This is a genomic window from Bartonella sp. AA56HLJMS, assembly GCF_042197145.1.
Lineage (GTDB): Bacteria > Pseudomonadota > Alphaproteobacteria > Rhizobiales > Rhizobiaceae > Bartonella.
The window spans coordinates 1-522 of the sequence record NZ_JBHIRL010000120.1 but is presented as its reverse complement, the minus strand read 5'-3'; the positions used below and the strand labels follow the sequence as shown (position 1 = coordinate 522).

General features: G+C 41.2%; 1 pseudogene. It reads left to right on the top strand.

The features are described from left to right. A pseudogene (locus tag ACFINI_RS10195) lies at nt 1–522 on the top strand (hypothetical protein); the annotation flags it as partial.

Here is a 522-nt window from a genome sequence, read left to right as displayed (position 1 = left end):
ACAGCAAGATAACGTCGCTTGCAAATGGTGATATTACTGCTAGCTCAAGCGATGCTGTAACAGGAAATCAGCTATATGCTCTAGGTAACAGTGTTGCGCAGTCTTTAGGTGGTGATGCTAGTTATGCAGGTGGCGCTTGGACGGCTCCAAGTTTCAAAGTTAAGATTGTTAATGAGGATGGTACTAAAGTTGAAGAGAAGAAGTATGATACTGTATCGGAAGCATTTGCTGGTGTAGGAACATCTTTTGAGAATCTTCAAAAAGAGTTTACTCAAAACAACACGGAGGTTACTGAAAATATTAAGCAGAATGCGTTGTTGTGGAGTGATTCTGAAAAGGCGTTTGTAGCAACACATGGAGAGGGTGATGAGAAAGGCAACAGTAAAATTAAGTTTCTTTCCAATGGAGAGGTTTCTGCAAGCTCAAGTGAAGCGGTCAATGGTTCTCAGCTTTTTGATACGAATAAGACTGTTGCAACTTATTTAGGTGGTGGCGCTGAATATAAGGAAGGTCAATGGAGTG